This is a genomic window from Pseudomonas sp. NKUCC02_KPG (assembly GCF_019345465.1).
Taxonomy (GTDB): Bacteria; Pseudomonadota; Gammaproteobacteria; order Pseudomonadales; family Pseudomonadaceae; genus Aquipseudomonas.
Genome location: NZ_JAHKRC010000001.1, coordinates 316646 through 338368 on the forward strand (window position 1 = coordinate 316646; position 21723 = coordinate 338368).

20 protein-coding genes are annotated in these 21723 nt (G+C 59.8%); 8 read left to right on the forward strand and 12 right to left on the reverse strand.

Annotated elements, in window-relative coordinates; genetic code table 11:
* The first annotated feature begins 243 nt into the window (after positions 1-243).
* From KO536_RS01440 to cmoB, 5 genes are all read left to right on the forward strand, one after another.
* Complete coding sequence (locus KO536_RS01440; protein ID WP_219260837.1) at positions 244-738, forward strand: hypothetical protein; 495 nt, start codon at positions 244-246, stop codon at positions 736-738.
* Positions 739-813: 75 nt separating this feature from the next.
* Entirely contained in the window at positions 814-1206 is a 393-nt protein-coding gene (locus KO536_RS01445) for a protease inhibitor I42 family protein (protein ID WP_219260839.1), read from the forward strand.
* A gap of 1 nt (position 1207) precedes the next feature.
* Positions 1208-1843, forward strand: coding sequence for a lysoplasmalogenase (locus KO536_RS01450; RefSeq protein ID WP_219260840.1), 636 nt, complete (start codon positions 1208-1210; stop codon positions 1841-1843).
* 84 nt (positions 1844-1927) lie between these two features.
* Entirely contained in the window at positions 1928-2671 is a 744-nt protein-coding gene (gene cmoA, locus KO536_RS01455; RefSeq protein ID WP_133075928.1) for a carboxy-S-adenosyl-L-methionine synthase CmoA, read from the forward strand.
* The gene (gene cmoB / locus KO536_RS01460) at positions 2668-3624 is read left to right on the forward strand and encodes a tRNA 5-methoxyuridine(34)/uridine 5-oxyacetic acid(34) synthase CmoB (RefSeq protein ID WP_219260842.1); all 957 of its coding nucleotides are present in this window, start codon (positions 2668-2670) and stop codon (positions 3622-3624) included. The genes cmoA and cmoB overlap by 4 nt, the downstream gene beginning before the upstream one ends.
* Positions 3625-3799: 175 nt before the next feature.
* Here cmoB and tadA read toward each other — a convergent pair whose 3' ends face one another.
* From tadA to treP, 7 genes are all read right to left on the reverse strand, one after another.
* Entirely contained in the window at positions 3800-4297 is a 498-nt protein-coding gene (gene tadA / locus KO536_RS01465) for a tRNA adenosine(34) deaminase TadA (RefSeq protein WP_219260844.1), read from the reverse strand.
* Positions 4297-5673 (reverse strand): multicopper oxidase family protein, encoded by a 1377-nt coding sequence (locus KO536_RS01470; protein WP_219260845.1) that lies wholly within the window; start codon positions 5671-5673, stop codon positions 4297-4299. Before KO536_RS01470 ends, tadA begins: the two co-directional genes overlap by 1 nt.
* Before the next feature lie 141 nt (positions 5674-5814).
* Complete coding sequence (locus KO536_RS01475; RefSeq protein WP_219260846.1) at positions 5815-6090, reverse strand: PTS transporter subunit EIIB; 276 nt, start codon at positions 6088-6090, stop codon at positions 5815-5817.
* A gap of 2 nt (positions 6091-6092) precedes the next feature.
* Complete coding sequence (gene ptsP / locus KO536_RS01480) at positions 6093-8624, reverse strand: phosphoenolpyruvate--protein phosphotransferase (RefSeq protein WP_219260847.1); 2532 nt, start codon at positions 8622-8624, stop codon at positions 6093-6095.
* Between the two features lie 59 nt (positions 8625-8683).
* Positions 8684-9907, reverse strand: coding sequence for a carbohydrate porin (locus tag KO536_RS01485; protein WP_219260848.1), 1224 nt, complete (start codon positions 9905-9907; stop codon positions 8684-8686).
* 56 nt (positions 9908-9963) lie between these two features.
* Positions 9964-11610, reverse strand: coding sequence for an alpha,alpha-phosphotrehalase (treC, locus tag KO536_RS01490; RefSeq protein ID WP_219260850.1), 1647 nt, complete (start codon positions 11608-11610; stop codon positions 9964-9966).
* A 102-nt stretch (positions 11611-11712) separates the two neighbouring features.
* Entirely contained in the window at positions 11713-13155 is a 1443-nt protein-coding gene (gene treP / locus KO536_RS01495; protein WP_219260852.1) for a PTS system trehalose-specific EIIBC component, read from the reverse strand.
* Positions 13156-13361: 206 nt separating this feature from the next.
* Between treP and treR the strand changes: the two genes are divergently transcribed.
* Positions 13362-14069 (forward strand): trehalose operon repressor, encoded by a 708-nt coding sequence (gene treR / locus KO536_RS01500; RefSeq protein ID WP_219260853.1) that lies wholly within the window; start codon positions 13362-13364, stop codon positions 14067-14069.
* 54 nt (positions 14070-14123) lie between these two features.
* Here treR and KO536_RS01505 read toward each other — a convergent pair whose 3' ends face one another.
* On the reverse strand, positions 14124-14780 hold the full coding sequence (locus tag KO536_RS01505; protein WP_219260854.1) for a serine protease: 657 nt from the start codon (positions 14778-14780) through the stop codon (positions 14124-14126).
* Positions 14781-15082: 302 nt separating this feature from the next.
* Here KO536_RS01505 and KO536_RS01510 point away from each other — a divergent pair, with 302 nt between their 5' ends.
* Positions 15083-15394, forward strand: coding sequence for a hypothetical protein (locus tag KO536_RS01510; RefSeq protein ID WP_219260856.1), 312 nt, complete (start codon positions 15083-15085; stop codon positions 15392-15394).
* Positions 15395-15499: 105 nt separating this feature from the next.
* Here the strand turns inward: KO536_RS01510 and guaA are convergent, their stop codons facing one another.
* From guaA to KO536_RS01530, 4 genes are all read right to left on the reverse strand, one after another.
* Positions 15500-17077, reverse strand: a complete 1578-nt coding sequence (gene guaA / locus KO536_RS01515) for a glutamine-hydrolyzing GMP synthase (RefSeq protein ID WP_019823631.1) — start codon at positions 17075-17077, stop codon at positions 15500-15502.
* A gap of 103 nt (positions 17078-17180) precedes the next feature.
* Positions 17181-18650, reverse strand: a complete 1470-nt coding sequence (gene guaB, locus KO536_RS01520; RefSeq protein WP_133075940.1) for an IMP dehydrogenase — start codon at positions 18648-18650, stop codon at positions 17181-17183.
* A gap of 229 nt (positions 18651-18879) precedes the next feature.
* Positions 18880-19428 (reverse strand): sugar ABC transporter ATPase, encoded by a 549-nt coding sequence (locus KO536_RS01525; protein WP_219260858.1) that lies wholly within the window; start codon positions 19426-19428, stop codon positions 18880-18882.
* Positions 19429-19513: 85 nt separating this feature from the next.
* The gene (locus tag KO536_RS01530; RefSeq protein ID WP_133075942.1) at positions 19514-20260 is read right to left on the reverse strand and encodes a sulfite exporter TauE/SafE family protein; all 747 of its coding nucleotides are present in this window, start codon (positions 20258-20260) and stop codon (positions 19514-19516) included.
* A gap of 81 nt (positions 20261-20341) precedes the next feature.
* On the opposite strand from KO536_RS01530, the gene xseA reads away from it, so the two are divergent.
* The gene (xseA, locus tag KO536_RS01535; protein WP_219260859.1) at positions 20342-21721 is read left to right on the forward strand and encodes an exodeoxyribonuclease VII large subunit; all 1380 of its coding nucleotides are present in this window, start codon (positions 20342-20344) and stop codon (positions 21719-21721) included.
* Positions 21722-21723: the final 2 nt, after the last annotated feature.

Below are 21723 nucleotides of genomic sequence, written 5' to 3' on the forward strand. Positions count from 1 at the left end.
AGGCTGTTTTTTGTAGCTGCCTGACCCAGGTGGGAGCGGGCTTGCTCGCGATGGCAGCAGCGTGGTTTGCCTGACAAGCTACGCTGCCTGCATCGCAAGCAAGTCCGCTCCCACATTTTTTGCCTGCAACACGTCGGTGAGATCTATTCTAGACATGTCTACTGTCATTTCTGACAGTAGACACCTGCACACTTTCTATCGTTAATAGAGCCCAATCACACAAAAATAACGCTGGAACCGACTATGCCACTTCATCATCCTGTGTATGAAAATCCGGATGTCCTCAGGCAGAACGAACCAGGGCAAAAGGTTTTCAACCCTAGAACCCGGGGAGAGCTCAAGGCCGAGTTGCTCGACCGCCCGGCTTTTACTGCCCAGGAAATGACATTCGCCAGCAGCCAAAAGAAAATTGTCATCACGGCCGAGTTCGATGACTTCGGCTCAACCCGCTATCGCGCTGTGTCCCTGACCCTGGACATCAATATCCAGTCCGGCATTTATGGGTTTAAAAAAGACGAACACGGCCCCATCAAATCGATGTCCTACATCGAATGCATTGAAGTCGATGGCCGCCAGGTTTATCACTTGAACCAGGCCGACGTCGGCACCTTGCACCTGAGCGTGGTCGAGAGTTGCTACAGCGCACGGCTGTTCACAATGGAAGGCCTGGACCACAACGGCAACAGCATGGAAATGTGTGGCGATTTCACCATCAGCCCACCCCATGCCTGTCTCTGACCGGTAGCCGACAAATGGCGCAGCCCCCGTCATGGGTTATGCTGAGTCATTGAGTTTGTCTGACCGGAGCCTTCAATGCTTTCTGCCCGCCTTATCCCTCTGCTCGGCCTCAGCCTGCTGGCGGCCTGTGCTCAACAGCCTGCACACAACGTTACCGTCGAAGCACAAAGTGATTGCCCCAAGCAACTGCACGTAGGGCAGCATCTGATTGTGTCCCTGCCCAGCAACCCCACCACCGGTTATCGCTGGGCCATTCAGGACTCCGCGGGCGGCGTACTGCGCAGCCTGGGCCCTGAGGTCTACACAAGCAGCGACGATGGCCAGTTGCTGGGCAGTGGCGGGCTCTCGACCTGGCGCTTCCAGGTGTTTGCCGCAGGCAGCGGGCGCCTGCGCCTGACCTCGCAACAGCCATGGGAGCCCGAAGCCGAGCCCGCACACGTATTCGACTGCGCGATCACGGTGAACTGATATGACGTGGCTGATCCTGGCGGTGATCGGCGCGGGCACTTACCTCTACGGTTTGAGCACCCATGACACGTTGCTCTGTTTACTGAGCAAACCGGTGCCCGTGCTGATGCTGCTCGGCTGGCTCCAGGACGCCCCGGCCAGCCCGTATCGACGCTGGATCAGCATCGGCCTGCTGTTTTCCTTGCTGGGTGACATTCTGCTGGCATGGCCCCAGGACCTGTTTGTGTTTGGCCTGGGCGCGTTTCTGTTCGCCCACCTGGCCTATCTCAAGGCCTACCTTGTGGACTGCCGGCGTCCGGCCTTGTTGCCTTTGGGGCTGGCGCTGCTCGCCGGAGGCAGCTTATTGACCGTAATGGCCTCCAGGGGCCTTGGGGATTTGCTGATCCCGGTGTGTGTCTACGCCCTGGCCATCAGCGCCATGCTGTGGCGCGCCCTCGCCCGCCTGGGCACACACGTACCCGGACGCTCGGCCTGGCTGGCAGCCGCGGGCGCGGTGGCGTTCGTGGTCTCGGACAGCCTGATCGGCATCGACCGCTTTGTGCTGCCTTTCAGCGCAGCGCCCTACCTGATCATTCTCACTTACTGGCTCGGCCAATGGGGCATTGGCGCCTCAGTGCATTCACAGAGCACTCGCTGAACGGTTTATCAGACAGAGCGCGCATCCGGGCGCTAACTTGGCTAAAATGCCGCCCCTTTAAAATTTCCCATCGCCGGAACCGCCGTGAGCAAAGAACCCGACCGTATTTTCGCCCAGCCCCTGGCACAGGTGCCGGACTTCGCCTTCAACGAAGACGTGGTGCGGGTGTTCCCGGACATGATCAAGCGCTCGGTGCCCGGCTACCCGACGATTGTCGAAAACCTCGGCGTGCTCGCGGCACAATTTGCCCAGCCCAACAGCGTCCTGTACGACCTGGGCAGTTCGCTGGGTGCGGTGACCCAGGCCCTGCGCCGACACGTGCGCACCGAAGGCTGCAAGGTCATTGCGGTAGACAACTCGGCGGCGATGGTCGAGCGGTGTCGCGAATACCTCAATGGGCAGAACTCGATGTTTCAGGAGTTGTTGCCCGTTGAAGTGATCGAAGGTGACATCCTGGCGCTGGAATTTGAGCCCGCGTCAGTGGTTGCGCTGAATTTCACCCTGCAATTTATCGCCCCCGATGAGCGCCTGGCGCTGCTTGGACGGATTCGACAGTCGCTGCTGCCGGGCGGCGCCTTGATCCTCTCGGAAAAACTGCGCTTCAGTGATCCCGAAGAGCACGCGCTGTTGACCGAGCTGCACGTTGCCTTCAAACGTGCCAATGGCTACAGCGATCTGGAGATTGCGCAAAAGCGCAGTGCCATCGAAAACGTCATGAAGCCCGATAGCCTCGAAGAACACCGTGAACGCCTGCTGGCGGCCGGGTTCTCGAAAGTCGTGCCGTGGTTCCAGTGTCTTAACTTTGCCTCGTTGATTGCCTTGCCATGATTGATCTGTCCCCACTTGCCCGGCGTCTGGCCGGCACTCCATTGGCTGAATGGGCCAACACCCTGCAGGCCCAGCTCGACGTCAAAATGGAGAAAGGCCACGGCGATCTGGAGCGCTGGCAAAGCGCGCTGGATGCGTTGCCCAACGTCAAACCCAGTGAAATCGACCTGCTTGACGGCCTGACCCTGGACACCGATTGCGACGACGAAACCCGTGCGCAGATGCGCCAGGCGCTGATGGGGCTGTCGCCGTGGCGCAAAGGCCCGTTCGACCTGTTTGGTGTGCACGTTGATACCGAATGGCACTCGGACTGGAAATGGTCACGCGTTGCACCCCATATCGACCTCAAGCACAAGCGCATCCTCGATGTGGGTTGCGGCAATGGGTACTACATGTGGCGCATGCTCGGCGCCGGTGCTCACAGCGTGATCGGAGTTGACCCCAACTGGCTGTTTTTCTGCCAGTTCCAGGCTGTACAGCGGTTCTTGCAGCAAGAGGCCGCGTGGCACTTGCCCTTCCCGTTCGAAGACCTGCCGCCGAACCTCGAAGGCTTCGACACGGTGTTTTCCATGGGCGTGTTCTACCATCGTCGTTCGCCCATCGAGCATTTGCTGGCATTGAAAGACTGCCTGGTCAAAGGCGGTGAGCTGGTGCTGGAGACCCTGGTGATTGAAGGCGATGTGAATCAGGTGCTGGTGCCTGAAGACCGTTACGCACAGATGCGCAACGTGTGGTTCCTGCCTTCGATTCCGGCGCTTGAGCGCTGGCTGCGCCGTGCTGGTTTCAGCGACGTGCGCTGCGTGGACGTGAGCGTCACCACGGTCGAGGAACAGCGCGCGACCGAGTGGATGAAGTTCCAGTCACTGAGCGACTACCTTGACCCCAACGACCACAGCAAAACCATCGAAGGCCTGCCTGCGCCGATGCGGGCGGTGATCATCGCCAAAAAGTAACCCCTACCTGTAGTCGCTGAGGAGCGGAGCGAGGCTGCGATCGGCCTGATGCAGCACTCCGATGCAGCCGTCGTAAAACCTGAATGCGCGGATTAACTGGAACACCGCGCTACCTGACTTTACGACGGCTTCGCCGCCGATCGCAGCCTCGTACTACTCGTCAGCGACTACATGCCTACGATGTCGGCTTGGCTCTTCTGGCCTTGAAGAACTCGCTCAAGACCGCCCCGCACTCTTGCGCCAATACCCCGCCTTCAAACACTACCCGGTGGTTGAGAAAGCCCTGGGTAAAGAACTGCCCCTGACTTTGCACAATCCCGGCCTTGGGCTCCAGCGCGCCATACACCACCCGCGCCACCCGCGAATGCACGATCAACCCCGCACACATGCTGCATGGCTCCAGCGTCACGTACAGCGTACTGCCCGGTAGCCGATAGTTGTTTACGGCTGTGGCGGCGTCACGGATGGCAACCATCTCGGCATGGGCGCTGGGGTCGCTGCCGCTGATCGGGCAATTGAACCCGCGACCGATAATTTCACCGTTTTGCACCAGCACCGCACCCACCGGCACTTCACCCAACGCTGCTCCCTGGGCGGCCAGGGCCAGCGCTTCGCGCATAAAGTCTTGATCGCGACTGCGGTCGATGATCTGGGGTTGACGCCCTTGTCGCATCAGGAAACCTCAATAGCGGCCATCAGGCCGGTTTCCATGTGGTCAATCACATGGCAGTGGAACATCCACACCCCGGGATTATCCGCCACCAGCGCCACGCGGGCACGCTCGTTTTTGCCCAACAGGTAAGTGTCGGTGAAGTACGGAATGATCTTTTTGCGGTTGGACGCCAGCACCTTGAAGCTCATGCCGTGCAAATGGATCGGGTGCTGGTACTGGGTCATGTTCTTGAGCTCAAAGATGTAGCTCTGGCCCAGTTTGAGCCTGGCAATGGGACGGTCGGCACAGGTCTTGTCCTTGATGTCCCAGGCAACACCATTGATCTGCCACAAGCTGGGTGGCTGATCGGGGCCCAGGTCCTCGGACACCGAACCGACCCATTCAAAGTTGAAGTTGATCTTCTCGGCGCTGGCAACGTCGGGCTCGGCAATCGGGTTGGCCGGCAATGCCGGCGGCCACTGCGTCGGAGCGTCATTGCTGGCGACCGAACGCAAGGTGCCCAAGCGTACCGGGCCATCACGCAACGAAAGCTCCTCGCCCGCAGCCGGGGCCTTGATGCCCAGGCAAATACGCATGCCGGGGCCCAGCCAGTAATCCTTGCCCAACGGCCTTGGCTCGACGGGATTGCCGTCAAGCGCATAGATCATGGCTTCGGCGCCGGGAATATTCAGACGGTAGGTCAGCGTGTTGTCGAGATTGAGGATGCGCACGCGAGTGATCTGCCCGGCCGGCAACTCAATGGTCGGCACATGGCTGCCATTGATCGTCGACAGTCGCCCGGCCGTACCGCCACGCGCCGCTTCGCGGGTAATGCTGAACGGCAGGAAGCCGCCCTCTTCATCCACATGCCAGTTCTTGATGCTCAAGGTGCGTTCGTGCTTGAAACCGGTGGGCTCGCGCTCTTCAACGATCAGTGGCCCGACCAGGCCACGACCCAGCTCTTCGCTGCTGTTGACGTGCGGGTGATACCAGTAGCTGCCCGCATCCGGCACACGGAACTTGTAATCGAAATATTCACCGGGCAGTACCGGCAATTGGGAGACGTAAGGCACGCCGTCCATTTCCAGCGGCAGGCGGATGCCGTGCCAGTGGATGGTGGTGGCGACCGGCAGATGGTTGATAAACCGCACCCGCAGCCACTCGCCCTGCCGTACCCGCAACTCGGTACCGGGTGCCGAAGGGCCGAAGGCCCAGGCCTGGGTCTGATGACCGGGCACCAGCTCGACATCCAGTGGCGCGGCAATCAGTTCGTAATCGTGACCTGCGTGCTCGGCAGCCACCTTGCCCAGCCAGTAACGCGAAGCGCCTCCTGCGCCAACACCCACCACTACCAGGCCGGCCAAACCACCGAGTATTTGTCGACGGGTAAAGGACATGGATTCAACTACCTCTCGTATCCGGCGCGGGCGTGAAGCCCGCAAAAGGCGAATACGATACACCTGCAATTGCGAAACAGTAAGGGCGGGGTGGCGAAGGGTCACAGTTGCCAGGCAAACACACACCCTGTGGGAGCGGGCTTACAACCCCACCACCAAATGCACCAGACCGCCCGGCAGGCTCAAGATCCCCGGTACGCCCGCAGCGCGCAGAGCCTGTGGGTCCATGCGCGTGACATCCGCCAGCTCCACGCGGATACGGGTCAAGGCCACCCGCTGCCCGGACTTGACGTTACGGGCACCGCCGAGCGCCGCCAATACGGCTTCGCCCAAAATCGATGCCGACTGGCCTGGTTCATCAGCCACCAGATCAGGGGTCAGGGCTTTCCAGAATGCTTTTTGCATTTTATCGAACATGTTCAGTACTCCAACGCGGTCATGGGCTGCACCCGTGATTGCAATGCCGCTCTCACCTGATCGGCACTTTCCAGCCCCAGCACATGCTGGGCCAGAGTTCGACACGCCGAGAACTCAAGCTCGCGAACCCGGGCCTTGATTGTCGGAATCAGCGGCACGCTAACTGACAACTCATCAACCCCCAGCCCCAGCAACACCGGCACCGCCAGCGACTCGGAGGCCAGCGCACCGCACACGCCAACCCATTTACCATGAGCGTGGGCGGCCTTGACGGTGCTGGCGATCAGGCGCAATACCGCCGGATGCAGGCTGTCCGCCTGGCTGGCCAGACGCGGGTGGTCACGGTCCATCGCCAGGGTGTACTGGGTCAGGTCGTTGGTGCCAATCGAGAAGAAGTCGACCAGCGGCGCAAACAGATCCGCCATCAAGGCCGCCGCCGGCACTTCGATCATGATCCCAAGCTTTGGCAGTGTGCTGATCCCCTGCGCCAGCGCCTGCTCTTCGAGCATCTGGCGGGCCATGCGCAGTTCAGACAACTGGGTGACCATCGGCAACATGATGTGCAACCGGGTCAGGTCGGCACTGGCCAGAATCGCGCTCAACTGTTCACGCAGCAGGTGTGGACGCTCCAGGCACAGACGAATCCCGCGCATGCCCAAGAATGGATTGGCTTCGTGCTCCATCGGTACGTAGGCCAGCGGTTTGTCGCCGCCCACATCCAATGTGCGCACCACCAGATTGTGTTCTGTACCCACGGTGCGGGCGATAGCGCTGTAGGTGGCTACTTGCTCGTCGTGGCTGGGGGGGCTGCTGCGCTCCAGATACAAAAATTCGGACCGCAACAAGCCCACCCCTTGCGCTCCAAGGGCCACAGCCTGCTCGGCCTCGGCCAGGGACGCGATATTGGCGCTGACCTCAACATGCCGCCCGTCCCGGGTGCAGGCCGCCAAAGTGGCCTGTTGCAGGTCCCGTTGCTGACGCTCGTGCTGCCGGGCACGCTGGAGAGTGAGCTGCTGGATGCGTTCAGGGTCCGGGTTCAGGTGCAACTCTGCCCGATCAGCATCGAGCAGGACCGGGGTGCCATTGGCCAGCGCCAGCACCTGGGGCAGCATCCCGCACATCGCGGGCAAGCCCAGCGCCCGGGCCAGAATCGCAACATGGCTGGTGGCGCCCCCGCCGACGGTGGCAAAGCCCGCCACTTTGCGGGTATCCAGCGAGGCGGTCTGTGACGGGGTCAGTTGTTCGGCAATCAGGATGGCGTGGTCGGGTAATTCCAGGGCATGGTCCTGCACGCCCAGCATGAGCTTGAGCACCCGCTGGCCAACGTCTTCCAGATCCAGCGCGCGCTCGGCCAGCAAGTGGCTGCCCAGTCCCTTGAACAGTGTCGAAGTGGCCTGCGTGGCGCTTTGCCAGGCGAAAGCTGCGCTCTTGCCCTGATCGATCAGCCCAAACGCCTGCTCCAGCAAACCCGGGTCTTGAAGCAGCTCTTGATGCGCCTTGAAAATGTCGGCCTGAGCCTTGCCCGGGGCGTTGTCACACAGGGTTTTCAGCGCGTGGGCGGCCTCTGCCAGCCCCTGCTCCAAATGGTCGCGCTCGAGGGCGGGATGCGGCGCGAACTCCGTAATCTGCAGCGCGCTTTCGTTGAGCTGCACCACATGACCGAAGGCCGAGCCCGGTGAAGCGCAAACCCCGCACAACACATCGGTTGCAGCCTGCTCAGACGCGACCGCTGGCGACGGCTCGACCGGCAGGGCCGCAACCGTCTCGCCGCAACCGGACGCCAGCAGCTCGGACAACACCTTGAGGGCTTGATCGGCATCGGCGCCAGCGGCGCTGAGGTAAACACTGTCACCGTGCACCGTCTGCAAGGCCATGATCGCTATCAGCGACTTGGCGTTGGCGCTATCACCCTGCTTGTGCAGATGGATGGTTGACGCAAAGCCTTTCGCCGCCTGGGCGAACACCGCTGCGGGGCGGGCGTGCAGGCCGTTGGCATTGGGCAAGGCCTGGGGCGCTGAACGGTGTGCGGCCGTGCTCAAATCGTCTGCCACGGCCACGGCTTCAGCCTGCGCCAGCTGCACGCTCAACACCGGCTGGCCACTTTCAACCAGCTCGCGGCCTAAACACGTAGAAACAAAGGTTTCGCCGCTCACCACCAGCATCAACGTCAACAGGCTGCGGGCATGCAGCGCGATGTAGTCCGCATCGAACTCAATCAGCGCCTGTCCCGCAGTCACCTGCTGGCCTTCCTCGACCAGCGCGGTGAACCCCTTGCCGCCCAGACTCACTGTATCCAGCCCGATGTGCAGCAATACCTGCACGCCATTGTCGCCCGTGATGCTGACCGCGTGCCCGGTGTGCTGCAGGTTGCTGATCACTCCGGCCAGCGGCGCGCAGAGCACCTGCGACGTTGGGTCGATACACAGGCCGTCGCCAATCAGGCGACTGGCAAATACCGGGTCAGGCACGTTATCCAGCGCCATCAGCACACCGGACAGTGGCGCCAGCAATTGGAGTTGTTGGGATGTGACCATGACTTCACCTGCAGTTGATTCGGTTAAATGCCGATGGAGCGCGAGCTCCGACAGCCCGCTTATTTCCACCAGTATTCGACTTGCAAACCGGCATTTGAGCCATGCCGCGCCGTGCCGAACGCGCCGGTATCGGACACGGCCGAGCCCGCGTCCAGCTCATTGGCCGCCCGTTGTGCGGCAGCGTTCCAACTGGCATAGGTGTAATACAAGCGCACTTCAGGACGCGTCCAGAAGCCCGGCCCCTTTGGCGACCAGGTAGGCGCGAAGGTGAACTTGCTCAGCTTGCGCGTACCGTCCGCAGCCTTGACCTGATCATGCCCCAGCTCGGTGACCAGCTTGAACTGCTCGCTGATTGCGTAGGCCGGGCGCACCCCCAGGGACAGCCATTCCTGATTGCCGCCGTCAGGGCGAAAATCCTTCTGATACACCGCCTCGATCTGCCCGCCGAAACGCGGCGTCACTTGCCAGTCAAAAAACTCGACAACGCGATAACGCTTGCTGCTGTTATCCAGCCGAAAGTCACCGGTGTAACCCAGCCCGGTGCCGGAGCCTTCGCCATACTGCACGGCAAACTTGTTTTTGCCGCCCAGAAACTCGCTCTGTACATGCTGCGCGGTAATGGCCCAGCCGCTGTGGGCGTCGGTGCGCTCGGGCTTGTCCAGATAACTGAGGCCCAACTCCAGCTCGCCGCCGGGGTTGGTGTTGAAACCGGCCACGTTGAAGTCGTGACGGGTCACGTAGTTTTCCTGGTAGAGATTGTCTTTGCGCGACAGGGCGTAGCTGTATTTCAGGCCGCCGATGAGCACGTCTTCGACACCGGCACCGGTGGCGCTCTGGTTCCAGTAGTAGAAGTCAGAAATATGGATGTCGTTACGCTTGTAGTAGCGACGCCCGGCCCACAGCGAGCCGCCGTTGAGGCTCGGCAGGCTGGACCACTGCGCGTACAACTGCGGCAGGCGAGCCGCCCCGTTGTCGCCCTGAAAAGTCAGCTGACGGTCGTACTGGTTGTACAACGAAGCCATGCCATCGACGCTCAGCACCGAGCCGTCGTCGAAGCTGTACACGTCCTGGCGCAGTTCAAGCTCGGCGTACTGCTCACATTCATTGCCCAGCCGGTATTTGGCCTCGGCACCGGGCAGTTTGAAGCACGATTGCTTGCCGCCATTGAGTGAGTTGCCCACGCCACTGCGCAGGTAACCGGCGAACTCCAGTGCGCTGGCTGACAGTGGCGCCAGCAGGCACAGGCTGGCGATGCAAATGCTGTGGTTGAGTGAAGATTTCATGGGACGACCTTTTTTATTTTTATGTGATTACAGCCATATTTTTGTGGAATCCAGCTTCAGGTGTTCAGGTGCAGCACGAAAGACTCATACGGGCGCAGCGAGATGCTGTGACTGCGCACCGGGCAGTCGTCGTAGTTGCTGACCAGCAGCCGTTGGTTCATGCCCGCGTCAATCACGCCTTGCGGCAGTTCGATGGCGCAGGGTGTGCCGTAGAAGTTGTTGATCACCAGCAAACACTCGCCGTCACCCTGACGCAGATACGCCCACACCTGGGAGTGCTCAGGCAACAACAGGCGATACTCACCGTGTTGCAGCAATGGCTCATCGCGGCGCAAGGCGATCAAGTGCCGGTAGTGATGCAGTACCGACGACGGGTCATTGAGCTGATCTTCAACGTTGATGGCGTGCGCATTGGCGGGAATACCGATCCACGGTTCGGCACTGCTGAAACCGGCATTCGCCTGGTGATCCCATTGCATGGGAGTGCGGCTGTTGTCCCGCGACTTTTGCTTGATCGCGGCCATGCATTCATCGTGAGACACGCCTGCTTCGCGCTTGAGTCGATAGATGTTCAGGGTTTCCACATCCCGGTACTGCTCGATAGCCTCGAACCCGGGATTGGTCATGCCAATCTCCTCGCCCTGATACACATACGGCGTGCCTTGCAAACAATGCAGCGCGGTGGCGAGCATCTTGGCTGAGACCACACGGTGTTCACCGTCATCGCCAAAGCGCGAGACCACACGCGGCTGGTCATGATTACACCAGAACAAGGCATTCCACCCTCCGCCCTCCTGCATGCCGACTTGCCAGTCCGAGAGGATGCCCTTGAGCTGCAAAAAGTCGAAATCGGCCCGTACCCACTTCTGCATGTTCGGGTAATCGACTTTCAGGTGATGAAAATTGAAGGTCATCGACAGCTCTTTGCTCTCGGGTCGCGAGTAACGGATGCAGTGCTCAAGGCTGGTGGACGACATCTCGCCGACACTGACCAGATCGTGCCCCTCGAACACTTCGCGGTGCATCTCCTGCAAGTACTCGTGCACCTTCGGGCCGTCGGTGTAGAAACGGCGCCCGTCGCTGTTGTCCTGGGGGAAGTGAGCCGGCTTGGAGATCAGGTTGATCACGTCCAGACGAAATCCGCCCACGCCCTTGTCCCGCCAAAAGCACATCAGTTTGTACACTTGCGCCCGTACGTTGGGGTTGTCCCAATTGAGGTCGGCCTGGGTATGGTCAAACAGATGCAGGAAGTACTGGCCGGTTTGCGCCTCGTATTCCCAGGCCGAGCCGCCGAACTTGGATTCCCAGTTGTTCGGCTGGTCGCGCCAGATGTAATAGTCGCGGTACGGGTTGTCGAGGCTGCTGCGCGCCTGCTGGAACCACTCGTGTTCAATGGAGGTGTGATTGACCACGATATCGAGCATCAGCTTGATGCCCCGGGCCTTGGCCTCGCTGATCAGCAACTCGCAATCGGCCATGCTGCCGTAGCTCGGGTCGATGGCGTAGTAGTCGCTGATGTCATAGCCGTTGTCACGCTGGGGCGAGCGCAGGAACGGGGTCAGCCACAGGTAGTCAACGCCCAGCCATTGCAGGTAATCGAGCTTGTCGACTACGCCCAGCAAGTCACCGGTCGGGTTGCCCGCGTGGCTGTAGAAGCTTTTTGGGTAGATCTGATAGATCACCGAGCGCTGCCAGTCTTGCATAAAAGAATCCTGCTCAATGGGCTCTGTAGTCGCTGCCGAAGACTGCGAGCCGGTAAACGTTCGACAGCTCGCAGCCTTCGGCAGCGACTACGGGATAGGGGTTTAAACGACGCGATAACCGGGACGAATGATTTTCAGGCTCAGGGCGCAAGTCAGGACAAACGGCACGACAATGGCCACCAGCATGCCGATCACAAACATCGGGATGTACTGCGGAATGATCGAGATAAAGCCCGGCAAGCCACCGACGCCAATGGCCGAGGCCTGGACCTTGTTCAGCGACAGGAAAATGCTGCCCAGGGCCGAACCGATCAGCGCCGCATAAAACGGGAATTTGTAGCGCAGGTTGATCCCGAACATGGCCGGCTCGGTGATGCCGAAATACGCGGATACCGCGGAGGTCGAGGCCATGCTGCGTTCACGCACATTGCGGCTCATGTAGAACACGCCCAACGCGGCGCTGCCCTGGGCCAGGTTGGACATGACGATCATCGGCCAGATAAACGTTCCGCCCTGGGTAGCAATCAGTTGCAGGTCAACGGCAAGGAACATGTGGTGCATGCCGGTGATCACCAGCGGTGCGTACAGCAGGCCGAAAATCATCCCGCCAAGCACCGGCGCCAGGTCAAACAGCATGACCACGCCTTCGGTGATCAGAATTCCGAGGTGGCGAGTCACCGGGCCAATGATTGCCAGCGCCAGCACGCCCGTGATGACGATGGTGGTGATGGGCACGACCAGCAGTTGAATGGCATTGGGTACCCGCGCCCGCAGCCATTTCTCGATCACGCTCATGACATACGCCGCCATCAGGATCGGCAGGATTTGCCCCTGGTAGCCCACCTTCTCGATCTGGAACAGACCCAGGATATTGAAGTACGGCAGGCTTTGACCGTCCAGCCCGGCCACGGCCTTGCCGTAGTTCCAGGCATTGAGCAGGTCGGGGTGGACCAGCATCAGGCCCAGCACGATGCCGAGAATTTCGCTGCCACCAAAACGCTTGGCAGCCGACCAGCCCACCAAAGCAGGCAAGAACACAAAGGACGTGTTGGCCATCAGGTTGATCAGGCTCCATACACCGTCCAGTGACGGGTAGGCATCGAGCAGGGTTTTGTCGGCAATGAACATGCCTTGGGCGCCCAGCAGGTTGTTAACCCCCATCAACAGGCCGGCAATGATCAGTGCAGGGAGGATGGGCATGAACACATCGGAGAACACCCGCACCAGACGCTGCATGGCGTTGGCCTTGTCGGCGCCCGTCTGTTTGACATCGGCGATGGTGGCTGCGGCCAGGCCGGTCTGTTCCCGCAGGGCGGCATAGACCTTTTCGACTTCACCGGGGCCGATCACCACTTGATACAGGCCGCCGGTAAAAAAGGAGCCTTTGACCAGATCGATCTGGTTAAGGGTTGCGCTGTCGACCCGGCTTGGATCCTTGAGCGCCAGACGCAAACGCGTGACGCAGTGTGCGGCCTGCTCAACGTTATCGGCGCCACCGAGGCTGTGCAGCAACTCGCTGGCGATCTTGGAATAGTCGTGGCTCATGCGTTGTCTTCCGCTTGAATTTTTATTATGGAGCGTCGTTTTGGCAGCACGCCGAAGCGAAAAATACTCGTCTGTACGAGTTAAAGCAACAACTGGTACAGACGAGTTTGCATTTTTTTACTTGCTCCCCCGGGTCTGCACTTGCGCTGCCTACCCCCTGCCCTTAAGGTTCGGGCCCAGAGCCCCAACGGCATAGAGCCCTCGCCATGACTAAATACAATCAGATCTACACCGATCTGCTTGCCAGCATTACCACTGAACGCCTGGCCCGCGGCGCACGCCTGCCATCCGAAGCCGAGTTGATGGCCCGTTATGACGCCAGCCGTGGCACGGTGCGCAAGGCCATCGAGCAACTTCAGGAACGCGGTTTTGCGCAAAAGATCCACGGCAAAGGCACTTTTGTGCTGTCATCCAGCCCGATCGAGTTTCAGTTGGGTGGCATTGTCAGCTTCCAGGAAACTTACCCGCGCCTGGGCGACAACGTCAGCACGGACGTCGTTGAATTCACGCAATTTGCGCTACTGGAGAGTGGGTTGTGCGAAAAGCTTGATGTGGAAGCAGGCAGCCTCATCACCCGAATCAAACGGGTACGCCGCATTGATGGCAAACGGGTGATCCTGGACATCAACCATTTCGTGAGCGACCTGATTCCGGGACTCAATCCAGACATTGCCCAGCACTCGATTTATGCCTACATCGAGCAAACCCTGAACCTGCAGATCAGCTATGCCCAGCGCACCATCGAAGCGGTGCCGCGCAGCAAGGACGATCAGCAGCATCTGGACCTGGACGGTCAGAGCCATGTCATCGTGGTGAGCAACCAGACGTTTCTGCAGGATGGGCGCCAGTTCGAGTACACCGAGTCGCGGCATACACTGGACAAGTTCTACTTTTCGGATGTGGCACGGCGCTAGAGCCAATCCGCCCTCACCCTCTCCCTTTGAGAGAGAGGGCGAAGTGCTCCGGATTTACTTCACCGCATACTTCGAACCACGCGGGCCATCCAGCTGGGCCTGCAACATCAGCCACTCGCGCTGAATAATCGAATACGGGATAAAGATGCTCACCCTCTGCGCGCCTTTCAAGCCGGACTGAGTGATCACATCGTTCAATGTGGTCGAGTAGAACCCTTCATTGATACCCACAATGCTGCCGTCACTGGCGATGACCGGCCCGCCCGACATTCCCTTGACCAGCGGTGCGTCGTGGATGCCATAAAGATCACCGCTATGCTCTTCGATATTGCGAAAGGGGGTTTGATACACCTTGCCTTTGCCCGTGGTGGTCACCAGATAAGGGCTCACCCCCACTGCGGTAATACTTTCACCCACACGCGGGGCCCGCCAGGATGGAAAGTGGCCGCTTGCCTTGTGCTTGATAAAGACCAGATCGCAATGCGTGCTACAACGGTATGCGACATTGGGGATAAACGGAGTGTGCGCTGTCGTGACGGCATACTCCTCGTTCCATTGCACGGCCGAGGCCATGTACATAAACGGCATGGGAAAGCCTGAAAAGACCGTAAAGTACGCGTCATTAACGGGCCCCGACAAGTCGGGCTTCACGAATCCGTTGCATCCTGCAGTGACAACTCCTATTAACAAGAAGGCCATGATCTTGATCATGATAAATCACCGACTTATAGGAAGAATGCAACTGGCTGTTATTGTCAGTATTTTGACAGCACAGAGAATAGCGCTCCTAACTGCTTGTTTTAGTGGGTCGCTGTATTACTTATGGCTGACAATTTAATAACGCGTATGAATCAATCGAACTAAGCCCAATTGCTTTTTGAGCAACCAGGGAGTTCAAATAATTGGCGCCGAAAATGTGCCGGAATCGAGGAGGACTACGCGCAGCCTTTCTGGAGAGATTCACCCGACGGCGCCACTCACTTTATGCAGGTCAAACCATAAGGAATAACGACATGCTCACGAGGAGCCTGCTGCTGGGTTTTTGCGCTGTGCTACTGATTGGTTGCACGGGAAGGGGCTTTCAACCGCCGCCAGGAGACTACACGCAATGGTACAAAAAGGGGGTAACCCAATCGGGCGTCGACAACGCCATGCGTGCTTGCGGGTATACCAATCTTGATGGCGTGGGCGACAAGTCGCCAATTGATGTTGTGCTGACGCGGTTCTACTGCATGAAAGATGCAGGGTTCAAGCGCAGGGATAATCTCGACCTGTGCAAGCAAGGACGCATCGGCGAATCACCGGTGTGCGAAGGCCGTCGGTAACCCGTCAGCCAACGGATTGCCAGACCCAAAAAGCCAAAAGCCCGCAATTACGCGGGCTTCAGGGTGTTCAGTGCTGCTTGGTGCCGGTCAGTGCCGGACGTCCAATCATTCCCACTCAATCGTTGCCGGCGGCTTGCTCGACACGTCATAGGTCACGCGGGAGATGCCTTCGATTTCGTTGATGATCCTGCCGCTGACGGTTTCAAGCAGCTCGTAAGGCAGGTGCGCCCAACGTGCGGTCATGAAGTCGATGGTTTCTACGGCACGCAGGGCTACAACCCAGGCGTAACGACGGCCATCGCCTACAACGCCAACCGACTTGACCGGCTGGAACACCACGAATGCCTGGCTGACTTTGTGATACCAGTCGGCCTTGCGCAGTTCTTCGATGAAGATGTGGTCAGCACGACGCAGGATGTCGGCGTATTCCTTCTTCACTTCACCCAGGATACGTACACCCAGGCCCGGACCCGGGAACGGGTGACGGTAGACCATGTCGTACGGCAGACCCAGTTCCAGGCCCAGACGACGGACTTCGTCCTTGAACAGTTCGCGCAACGGCTCAACCAGCTTGAGGTTCATCTCGTCCGGCAGGCCGCCCACGTTGTGGTGCGACTTGATGACGTGAGCCTTGCCGCTCTTGGCGCCAGCCGACTCGATCACGTCCGGGTAGATGGTGCCCTGGGCCAGGTACTTGATGTTGTCCAGCTTGCAGGATTCGGCATCGAACACGTCGATGAAGGTACGGCCGATGATCTTGCGCTTCTTCTCTGGATCGCTTTCGCCAGCCAGGTTGTTCAGGAACTGATCCGCCGCGTTGGCACGGATCACTTTGACACCCATGTTCTCGGCGAACATGGCCATCACTTGCTCACCTTCGTGCAGGCGCAGCAGGCCGTTGTCCACGAATACGCACGTCAGCTGATCGCCGATCGCCTTGTGCAGCAACGCTGCAACCACCGAGGAGTCAACGCCGCCGGACAGACCCAGCAAAACGTTGTCGGTGCCAACCTGGGCACGGATGTTGGCAATGGCGTCTTCCGCGATCTTCGACGGCGTCCACAAGGCTTCGCAGCCGCAGATGTCGAGGATAAAGCGCGACAGGATGCGACCGCCCTGCTTGGTGTGGGTCACTTCCGGGTGGAACTGCACGCCGTAGTAGCCACGCTCGTCGCTGAACATGCCAGCAATCGGGCAGCTTGGGGTGCTGGCCAGAACGTGGAAGTCGGATGGCATTTTGGTGACCTTGTCACCGTGGCTCATCCACACGTCCAGACCGAACAGGCCGTCAGCGTCGATATGGTCTTCGATGCCGTCCAGCAGGCGGCTTTTGCCGACCACGTCTACACGGGCATAACCAAACTCACGCAGCTCGGAACCTTCAACCTTGCCACCCAGCTGTTCAGCCATGGTTTGCATGCCGTAGCAGATACCGAAAACCGGTACGCCCAGGTCGAATACAGCTTGCGGCGCGCGAGGGCTGCCGGCTTCGTGCACGGATTCCGGGCCACCGGCGAGGATAATCCCCTTGGGTGCGAATTCGCGGATCGCTGCGTCATCCATGTCGAACGGGTGCAGTTCGCAGTAAACGCCGATTTCGCGCACGCGGCGGGCGATCAGCTGGGTGTACTGGGAACCGAAGTCCAGAATCAGGATGCGGTGAGCGTGAATGTCGAGGGCCATGACAAAATCTCGATTAATTACAGAAACGACACGGGGCTGAATCAAACAGCCCCGGTGACTTAATTCGTATCGCACCCGTGCATGAGCCCGGGTGCGACCACTATCAACCTACGCGATAGTTTGGAGCTTCTTTGGTGATCTGCACGTCGTGGACGTGGGATTCAGCCATGCCGGCACCGGTGATGCGCACGAACTCGGGTTTGGTACGCATTTGCTCGATGTCGGCACAGCCGGTGTAACCCATCGAGGAACGCAGACCGCCCATCAGTTGGTGAACGATTGCGGTCAACGAACCCTTGTACGCCACGCGACCTTCGATGCCTTCCGGCACCAGCTTCTCGGCACCCGCGGAGGAGTCCTGGAAGTAACGGTCGGAGGAGCCCTGGGATTGCGACATCGCACCCAGCGAACCCATGCCGCGGTAGGCCTTGTACGAACGGCCCTGGTACAACTCGATCTCGCCCGGCGCTTCTTCAGTACCGGCAAACATCGAACCCATCATCACGCAGGACGCACCGGCAACGATGGCCTTGGACAGGTCACCCGAGAAACGGATGCCGCCGTCAGCAATCAACGGTACGCCAGTGCCTTCAAGGGCAGCAGCAACATTGGCAATCGCGCTGATTTGCGGAACGCCTACACCGGCCACGATACGGGTGGTGCAGATCGAGCCTGGGCCGATACCGACTTTAACCGCGTCAGCGCCAGCTTCAGCCAGGGCCAGAGCAGCAGCGCCGGTGGCGATGTTGCCGCCGATCACCTGAACTTCAGGGAAGTTCTGCTTGACCCAACGAACGCGGTCGATCACGCCTTTGGAGTGACCGTGAGCGGTGTCGACAACAACCACGTCAACGCCAGCAGCCACGAGGGCGGCCACACGATCAGCGGTGTCCTTGCCGGTACCTACCGCAGCGCCAACGCGCAGACGACCTTGATCGTCCTTGCTGGCCAGCGGGTAAGCCTTGGCTTTTTCGATGTCGTTAACGGTCATCATGCCTTTGAGGGCAAATTTGTCGTCGACGATCAGCACGCGCTCGATGCGGTGCTTGTGCAGCAGTTCGCGGGCTTCTTCCTTGTCGGCGCCTTCCTTGACCGTGACCAGACGTTCTTTAGGCGTCATCACGTCACGAACGGTAGCTTCCAGACGGTTTTCGAAGCGCACGTCACGGGACGTCACGATGCCGACCAGGTCGCCATTGTGCAGTACAGGAACGCCGGAGATGTTGTGCTGGCGGGTCAGTTCAAGCAGCTCACGTACCGTGGCATCAGCCTCGATGGTGATGGGCTCTTTAACCACACCGGCTTCGAAGCGCTTGACCTTGCGAACTTCGTGAGCTTGCTGCTCGATGGTCATGTTCTTGTGGATGATGCCGATACCGCCTTCCTGAGCCATGGCGATTGCCAGACGGGCTTCAGTCACGGTGTCCATTGCGGCGGAAACCAGCGGAATATTCAGTTCAATGCCACGGGTCAAACGAGTCTTTAGGCTGACTTCGTTCGGGAGAACCTCGGAATAACCGGGGACGAGAAGGATGTCATCGAATGTGAGTGCTTCTTGGCTGATACGCAGCATCGCTGGGGCTCCCGAGCGGGAAAATGGAAGCGCGCCATTGTACTCAAAACACCTGAGCCTCTCAACGGAAACCTTTAGAGAGTTTTGCGCTAAGGGCCAATGATTAGCTGACTTTGAAGGCAGAAAAACAGTCGTGTAATCGCTGCCGAAGGCTGCGAAGGGTTGCGGAGCAACCCGTTAACGGGAAGCCGCGCGATGCCCTTCGCAGCCTTCGGCAGCGACTACAGGCTCACAGCTCGACTTTCACCCACGCCACCGGCTGATCAAGCCAGTCGGCAAACTCGTCGAGGAAGCTTTGCTTGAAACCCGCCTCGGCCCAGTTGTTGAAAATAAAGCCCAGGTTGGAAAACGCACACGGCTGCAAAAACAGAAAGCCGTTGATGTCGTCTTCATGGGCGCACAACGGGCAAATGAAATTGTCGGTTCGCCCCGGCATCCAGTCTTCGAGACTGTCGAACAACGCCTCCCCCACTTCCTTGCGGCACTCGGCGCAGCCGGCTTCTTCGAGAAAGCCCTTGGACGGTGTGTAGATGCAGCGCTTGGTAATGATCTCCAGGCCATTGACCGGCTGACCAAATGGCAGCGCCTCAGGGTGCAGCACCACCTCCCGGGCACCCGGTGCGATGGCATACGCCATGCCGTTGCCCGTACGTCCGCACGTGGTCAGTTCTTCTTCAATGATGTTCTTGCGCACCAGCCAGCGCACGATGGCCCTGGCACGGGGCTCATGCACCGGCAAGGTGGATATTTTGGGAACGATGATGCTTTGCGAGTTCATGAGATACGGCACATATACGTGGGATAAGGGCAACACACTGAAACGGTGGGAGCGGGCGCGCAGCTTAAAGCCTCACACCGCGAGGTCAAGCGCTCAGATAACGCGCAATCAGCGCAATCCCGCTGGCCAGTACCAGCCACGTCACCAGTCGCACAAAAGCCTCACGGGACAATTTGCGCGTCAGCCGACGCCCGACCCATAACCCCAGTGCCATGGCAGGCAACAAGCAGGCACCCAGCAACAGTAGCTCGCCGTCGGCATATACGCCTGCGATCACAAACAGGCTCAGGCGCACCACGGTACTGCAACTGATCAACGCACTTTGGGTCGCCCGCGCCGCTTCCTTGGGCAATCGCGCGTTGAGGTACAACGCATACAAAAAGCCGCCACTGCCAAACAGGGCGCCGAACAAGCCGCCCGTGATACCCGTGGGGATGGCCCAGCCGGCTGCCACCTGTGTCGGCTTCACCTTTACCGCCAGGCTGTACAAGGCGTAAGCGGTGATAAAAAGCCCCATCAACAGCAACAACAGGTCTGACTTGAGGCTAAGCAAAAATGTCACGCCGACCACGCAGCCGATCGCCATGCACGGCAGCAAGCGCAACAACTCGGGGCGCGCCACATCTCGCCGGGCAGGCAGCCAGTTGCCAAATGCCGCAACAAAATCCAGCAACACCAGCAACGGGATGATTTTGGACAAAGGCAGGCACAGAATCAGCAGCGGCCCCGCCACCAGTGCGGTGCCGAACCCGGCCACGCCAAACACGATATACGCCAGCGCAATTGCCAGCTCCAGCAACACCCACTCGCTACCCGTAAAAGGCAAATCCATTGCACTGCATCCTTGTATTTTTGTGCGCGGACTTTAACCGGGCAGGTGCAGACAGAACAATCCGCCCTTATGATGACCCGCATGATTAAAGACCCCTTTGCAAGACTCAACCTCGACCGAGAAGTCCTGACCGTCAGCCAGCTCAATGGCCGGGCGCGGGTGTTGCTCGAAGACGTGTTCAGCAACATCTGGGTAGAAGGCGAAATTTCCAACCTCGCCCGCCCCGCTTCCGGCCACGTGTATTTCACCCTCAAGGACAGTGGCGCCCAGGTGCGTTGCGCGCTGTTTCGCAACAACGCGGCGCGGGTGCGCCAGGCCTTGAAGGACGGCCTGGCGGTGAAGGTCCGGGGCAAGGTGTCGTTGTTTGAAGGCCGCGGTGACTATCAACTGATCCTCGATACGGTGGAGCCCGCGGGTGATGGCGCGCTGCGCCTGGCCTTCGATGCTCTGAAAGAAAAACTCAGCGCCGAAGGCCTGTTCAGCCCCGAGCGCAAGGTTGCCCTGCCTGCTCACCCGCAGCGCATCGGTATTGTCAGCTCGCCCACCGGAGCGGTGATTCGCGACATCATCAGCGTCTTTCGTCGCCGGGCGCCTCAGGTCGAACTGACACTGATCCCCACCGCCGTGCAAGGTCGCGAAGCCACGGCGCAAATTGTCCGGGCATTGCGACTGGCTGATGCTCGGGGTTTCGACGCCTTGATCCTGGCCCGAGGCGGCGGATCCCTGGAAGACCTGTGGTGCTTTAACGAAGAAGCCGTAGCCCGTGCCATCGATGCCTGTGTGACGCCGATTGTCAGCGCTGTCGGTCATGAAACTGATGTGTCCATCGCCGACTTTGTAGCGGACGTACGCGCGCCCACGCCCTCTGCGGCTGCTGAGTTGCTGGCACCGGACTCAAGTGACCTGCAACGCCGAATCGACAGCCTGCACCGGCGTCTGGTGATGCGCATTCGCGACCGTTTGATGCGCGACCGCTTGCGTCTGGATGGCCTGGCACGCCGCTTGCGCCACCCTGGTGAACGCCTGCGCCAGCAGGCCCAGCGCCTGGATCACCTGGACATGCGCATGCGCCGTGCGTTCGAGCGCAGCCTCAATACCCGCCGCGAGCGTCTGATCCGCCTCGAAACCCGACTGGCGGCACAGCATCCGGGGCGCCAACTGGCCATGTTGCGCCAGCGCCTGGACAGTCTGGCGGAACGCTTGCCACGGGCCATGCGCGAAGGCCTCAAGGCACGCCGCATGCAGCTGCAAAGCCAGATGCAAACCTTGCACGTGGTCAGCCCGCTGGCGACCCTTGGGCGCGGCTACAGTATTTTGCTGGATGAGCGTGGCAATGCCATTCGCAGCGCCGGGCAAACCCATAACGGCCAGCGCTTGAAAGCCAGGCTGGGCGAAGGCGAACTGCAAGTCCGGGTCGAGGACAATCACCTCACGCCCGTCACCCTTTCCTTACTGGATTAACT

What these genes read in the sequence shown, in the direction of transcription:
- ptsP (WP_219260847.1), bottom strand. Translation starts at nt 8,624, where the DNA reads ATGGTCACATCCCAACAACTCCAATTGCTGGCGCCACTGTCCGGTGTG.
- KO536_RS01450 (WP_219260840.1), top strand. Translation starts at nt 1,208, where the DNA reads ATGACGTGGCTGATCCTGGCGGTGATCGGCGCGGGCACTTACCTCTAC.
- KO536_RS01445 (WP_219260839.1), top strand. Translation starts at nt 814, where the DNA reads ATGCTTTCTGCCCGCCTTATCCCTCTGCTCGGCCTCAGCCTGCTGGCG.
- guaA (WP_019823631.1), bottom strand. Translation starts at nt 17,077, where the DNA reads ATGGCCCTCGACATTCACGCTCACCGCATCCTGATTCTGGACTTCGGT.
- treP (WP_219260852.1), bottom strand. Translation starts at nt 13,155, where the DNA reads ATGAGCCACGACTATTCCAAGATCGCCAGCGAGTTGCTGCACAGCCTC.
- cmoB (WP_219260842.1), top strand. Translation starts at nt 2,668, where the DNA reads ATGATTGATCTGTCCCCACTTGCCCGGCGTCTGGCCGGCACTCCATTG.
- KO536_RS01485 (WP_219260848.1), bottom strand. Translation starts at nt 9,907, where the DNA reads ATGAAATCTTCACTCAACCACAGCATTTGCATCGCCAGCCTGTGCCTG.
- treC (WP_219260850.1), bottom strand. Translation starts at nt 11,610, where the DNA reads ATGCAAGACTGGCAGCGCTCGGTGATCTATCAGATCTACCCAAAAAGC.
- KO536_RS01510 (WP_219260856.1), top strand. Translation starts at nt 15,083, where the DNA reads ATGCTCACGAGGAGCCTGCTGCTGGGTTTTTGCGCTGTGCTACTGATT.
- KO536_RS01530 (WP_133075942.1), bottom strand. Translation starts at nt 20,260, where the DNA reads ATGGATTTGCCTTTTACGGGTAGCGAGTGGGTGTTGCTGGAGCTGGCA.
- KO536_RS01475 (WP_219260846.1), bottom strand. Translation starts at nt 6,090, where the DNA reads ATGTTCGATAAAATGCAAAAAGCATTCTGGAAAGCCCTGACCCCTGAT.
- guaB (WP_133075940.1), bottom strand. Translation starts at nt 18,650, where the DNA reads ATGCTGCGTATCAGCCAAGAAGCACTCACATTCGATGACATCCTTCTC.
- tadA (WP_219260844.1), bottom strand. Translation starts at nt 4,297, where the DNA reads ATGCGACAAGGGCGTCAACCCCAGATCATCGACCGCAGTCGCGATCAA.
- KO536_RS01470 (WP_219260845.1), bottom strand. Translation starts at nt 5,673, where the DNA reads ATGTCCTTTACCCGTCGACAAATACTCGGTGGTTTGGCCGGCCTGGTA.
- KO536_RS01440 (WP_219260837.1), top strand. Translation starts at nt 244, where the DNA reads ATGCCACTTCATCATCCTGTGTATGAAAATCCGGATGTCCTCAGGCAG.
- KO536_RS01525 (WP_219260858.1), bottom strand. Translation starts at nt 19,428, where the DNA reads ATGAACTCGCAAAGCATCATCGTTCCCAAAATATCCACCTTGCCGGTG.
- xseA (WP_219260859.1), top strand. Translation starts at nt 20,342, where the DNA reads ATGATTAAAGACCCCTTTGCAAGACTCAACCTCGACCGAGAAGTCCTG.
- treR (WP_219260853.1), top strand. Translation starts at nt 13,362, where the DNA reads ATGACTAAATACAATCAGATCTACACCGATCTGCTTGCCAGCATTACC.
- KO536_RS01505 (WP_219260854.1), bottom strand. Translation starts at nt 14,780, where the DNA reads ATGATCAAGATCATGGCCTTCTTGTTAATAGGAGTTGTCACTGCAGGA.